The 4,058-nt window shown below is 59.9% G+C and carries 4 protein-coding genes; 1 reads left to right on the top strand and 3 read right to left on the bottom strand.

The window, feature by feature from the left end; genetic code table 11:
• Positions 1–19: 19 nt before the first annotated feature.
• Complete coding sequence (locus AC1DLB_RS23415) at positions 20–1,144, top strand: methyltransferase (RefSeq protein WP_477743863.1); 1,125 nt, start codon at positions 20–22, stop codon at positions 1,142–1,144.
• A 71-nt stretch (positions 1,145–1,215) separates the two neighbouring features.
• On the opposite strand, the gene AC1DLB_RS23420 is transcribed toward AC1DLB_RS23415, so the two are convergent.
• From AC1DLB_RS23420 to AC1DLB_RS23430, 3 genes are read right to left on the bottom strand one after another with little or no spacing between them, the layout of a single operon-like run.
• A complete protein-coding gene (locus tag AC1DLB_RS23420; RefSeq protein WP_081625770.1) occupies positions 1,216–1,383 on the bottom strand; it encodes a DUF2474 domain-containing protein in 168 nt (55 codons plus the stop codon).
• A 57-nt stretch (positions 1,384–1,440) separates the two neighbouring features.
• Positions 1,441–2,448 (bottom strand): cytochrome d ubiquinol oxidase subunit II, encoded by a 1,008-nt coding sequence (gene cydB, locus AC1DLB_RS23425; protein WP_018925814.1) that lies wholly within the window; start codon positions 2,446–2,448, stop codon positions 1,441–1,443.
• A gap of 3 nt (positions 2,449–2,451) precedes the next feature.
• Positions 2,452–3,891: a cytochrome ubiquinol oxidase subunit I gene (locus AC1DLB_RS23430; protein ID WP_018925813.1), complete on the bottom strand. Its 1,440-nt coding sequence runs from the start codon at positions 3,889–3,891 to the stop codon at positions 2,452–2,454.
• Positions 3,892–4,058: the final 167 nt, after the last annotated feature.

A 4,058-nucleotide genomic window follows, 5' to 3' on the forward strand; every position in this document is an offset into this window, starting at 1 on the left:
ACCCAGAGCCCTCCGCCTCATGCCTCTGCTCGAAACTTCTTTCGCCCAACTCGACCTGATCCGCCAGCCAGAACAGCAGAACGAACCGCTGCAAGCGTTTGATGCCGCAGACGAATACCTGCTCAATCATCTGGCCGGGCAACAACCGACGGCAGATACTCGCGTACTGGTGCTCAACGACAGCTTCGGCGCATTGGCCGTTAGCCTGGCGGGCAAGGTCCGAGTGACCAGCAGCGGCGATTCATTTCTGGCCTTTCAGGGGCTCGAAAAAAACCTCATGCGCAATGGCCAGGCGTTTGATGCGGTGCCGAGCGTACCAGCCAGCGAAGCGTTCGTCGGGCCGTTTGACCGAGTATTGATCCGGGTACCGAAAACCCTGGCCTTGCTGAAAGAGCAACTGATCCGGCTACAGGGTCAATTGGCTCCCGGTGCTCAAGTGATTGCCGCCGCGATGGTCAAGCACCTGCCACGTGCCGCGGGCGATCTGCTGGAGCGCTACATCGGCCCGGTGCAAGCCTCGCTGGCCGTGAAGAAGGCTCGGCTGCTGATCGCCACGCCCGAAGCCAAAGCCCCCGCTGTCTCTCCATACCCGACGCGCTATCGACTCGACACGCCTGCAATCGAACTGCTCAATCACGCCAACGTGTTCTGTCGCGAAGGGCTGGATATCGGCACACGAGCCTTTCTGCCACACTTGCCGAACAACCTCGGCACAGCGCGGGTCGCCGATCTGGGGTGTGGCAACGGCGTGCTGGCGATCGCCAGCGCCCTGCAAAACCCCGAGGCCCATTACACATTGGTGGACGAGTCATTCATGGCCGTGCAATCGGCCGCTGAAAACTGGCGCGCGGCGCTGGGTGATCGTGACGTGATCGTACGTGCCGGCGATGGGTTGGCGGGGCAGGAACCCCAATCCCTCGACGTGGTGCTGTGCAATCCGCCATTCCACCAACAACAAGTGGTCGGCGATTTCCTGGCCTGGCGGATGTTCCAGCAAGCGCGCGAAGCGCTGGTGGTGGGCGGCGCGCTGTACATCGTCGGCAACCGTCATCTGGGCTATCACAGCAAGCTTGCGCGGCTGTTCCGCGGCGTCGAACAAGTGGCCGCTACTCCCAAGTTCGTGATTCTCAAGGCACGCAAATAAAAGCAGGCAAAAAAAACCCTCCGTCGCAGGAGGGTTAAAAATCCGTGCCGCAAGGCAACGGGATGGGAATTTCAGTGGGTGCTCAGGCCCGCGGCATTCATGAACATGCGCATCAGCGTGGCCACGATGAACAGTGCCCCAACGCTGCCGGCCCAGATCAACGCCAGCCAGCCGAGTCGTTGCCAAAGCGGCTTTTTCTCTGCGGCTTCGATTTCCTGCAAATCAGGTTTGCCAGCCATCATCGCGTTCTCCTCTGCAACGGCGCAGGTATCAACCTTGCGCCGTATTCGTATGGGCTAGTGGTAACCGTCTTCATGGGTGACCTTGCCGCGGAACACGTAGTAGCTCCAGAAGGTGTAACCCAGGATGAACGGGATGATGAACAGCGTGCCCACCAGCATGAAGCCCTGGCTCTGCGGCGGTGCGGCAGCGTCCCAGATCGAGATCGACGGCGGCACGATGTTCGGCCACAGACTGATTCCCAAACCGCTGTAGCCTAAGAAGATCAGCACCAGGGTCAGCAGGAATGGCGTGTAATGCGCATTGCGAGCCACCGCGCGAATCAGACCGTACAAAGTTACCAGCACCAGAATCGGCACCGGCAGGAACCAGAACAGATTAGGCAGGGTGAACCAGCGTGCGGCGATCTCGGCGTGGGCCAACGGCGTCCAGACGCTGACGATGCCAATCACCGCCAGCAACACGAAGGCCAATGGTCGCGCCAGGTCATGCATCTGCTCCTGCAGCTTGCCTTCGGTCTTCATGATCAGCCAGGTGCAACCGAGCAGCGCATAAGCCACGACCAGCGCCGCGCCACAGAACATCGTGAACGGCGTCAGCCAGTCGAGTGAACCACCGGCAAACTGACGATTGACCACCGGCAGCCCATCGATGAACGCACCCAATGCCACGCCCTGGAAGAAGGTCGCGGCGATCGAACCACCGATGAATGCCTTGTCCCACAAGTGGCGCTTGGCGTCCTTGGCCTTGAAGCGAAACTCAAAGGCCACGCCACGGAAAATCAGCCCGATCAGCATGAAAATCAGCGGCAGGTACAACGCCGAGAGCACCACCGAATAGGCCAGCGGGAAGGCGCCGAACAATGCCGCGCCGCCCAATACCAACCAGGTTTCGTTGCCGTCCCAGACCGGGGCGACGGTGTTCATCATCACGTCACGGTCGGTCTTGCCCTTGATGAACGGAAAAAGAATCCCGATCCCCAGGTCGAAGCCGTCCATGACCACGTACATCATGATGCCGAAGATGATGATCACGGCCCAGATCAGCGGAAGATCAATACCCATGATTCAAATCTCCTTGGTCAGGCTGTGGTTGTGATCGCCGTCACCGTTGTCGTCGGCGGCGGACAGCGGACGGGCCGGCGTGCGCTTCTGGCCAGGACCGCCTTCGTTGGTTTCCTTGCCTTCGTCGATCTTCGGCCCTTTGCGCACCAGGCGCATCATGTAGCCAAGACCGGCACCAAACAGCGCGAAATACACCACGACGAACATGATCAAGGTGATGCTCATCTGCACGAAGCTGTGCCCGGAGGACGCATCCGCCGTGCGCATCAAGCCGTAGACCACCCACGGCTGACGGCCGATTTCAGTGGTGAACCAGCCAGCGAGAATCGCGATCAGGCCGGATGGGCCCATCCACAGTGCCAGATACAGGAACGGACGCGAGGTATACAGCGTGTCGCGCTTGCGCAGCCACAGGCTCCACAAACCGGTGAAGATCATCAGGAAACCCAGGCCGACCATGACCCGGAACGACCAGAACACGATGGTCGAATTCGGCCGGTCTTCAGGCGGGAACTCCTTGAGCGCCGGCACCTGTTTGTCCAGGGTGTGGGTCAGGATCAAGCTGCCCAGGTACGGAATCTCGACCGCGAATTTGGTCTTTTCGGCTTTCATGTCCGGCCAGCCGAACAGGATCAACGGGGTCGGCTCATCGCCGACATTTTCCCAGTGACCTTCAATCGCAGCGATTTTCGCCGGCTGGTGCTCGAGGGTATTGAGGCCGTGGAAGTCACCGATGACGGCTTGAATCGGCGCCACGATCAGTGCCATCCACATGGCCATCGAGAGCATGGTGCGGATGGCCGGGTTGTCCTTGCCGCGCAGCAAATGCCAGGCCGCCGACGAACCGACGAAGAAGGCGGTAGCGACGAACGCCGCCGTGGCCATGTGCATCAGGCGGTAAGGGAACGACGGGTTGAAAATGATCGCCAGCCAGTCCACTGGAATGACTTGGCCGTTGACGATTTCGTAGCCCTGCGGGGTCTGCATCCAGCTGTTGGAGGCGAGAATCCAGAAGGTCGAGATCAGGGTACCGATGGCGACCATGACGGTGGCGAAGAAGTGCAGCTTGCGCCCGACCCTGTTCCAGCCGAACAGCATGACGCCGAGGAAGCCGGCTTCGAGGAAGAACGCAGTGAGTACCTCGTAGGTCAGCAACGGCCCGGTCACGGAACCGGCGAAATCCGAGAAGCGGCTCCAGTTGGTGCCGAACTGATAGGCCATGACCAGGCCGGACACCACGCCCATGCCGAAGTTGACGGCAAAGATCTTCGACCAGAAATGGTACAGATCGCGGTAAGTGTCGTTGTGCGTCTTCAGCCACAGGCCTTCGAGTACCGCCAGGTAACTCGCCAGGCCAATGGTGATGGCCGGGAACAGGATGTGGAACGAAATGGTGAACGCGAACTGAATCCGGGCGAGATCAAGTGCCTCCAAACCGAACATAAGTCTTCCTCTGTCAGGTAATACTGGCTGAAGGCTCGCGGCCTGCACCCACTGCCCCCACGGTTATGGAGTGTGGCGAATTTGAACTCGTTCTTTTTCTACCATCATCACAACGTAGGGAATCTGGCCATCTGGCCTCCGGATCATTTCCACGAAGGGTCTTGATC

Source organism: Pseudomonas sp. 05N434, from assembly GCF_056396965.1.

What these genes read in the sequence shown, in the direction of transcription:
- AC1DLB_RS23415 (WP_477743863.1), top strand. Translation starts at nt 20, where the DNA reads ATGCCTCTGCTCGAAACTTCTTTCGCCCAACTCGACCTGATCCGCCAG.
- AC1DLB_RS23420 (WP_081625770.1), bottom strand. Translation starts at nt 1,383, where the DNA reads ATGGCTGGCAAACCTGATTTGCAGGAAATCGAAGCCGCAGAGAAAAAG.
- cydB (WP_018925814.1), bottom strand. Translation starts at nt 2,448, where the DNA reads ATGGGTATTGATCTTCCGCTGATCTGGGCCGTGATCATCATCTTCGGC.
- AC1DLB_RS23430 (WP_018925813.1), bottom strand. Translation starts at nt 3,891, where the DNA reads ATGTTCGGTTTGGAGGCACTTGATCTCGCCCGGATTCAGTTCGCGTTC.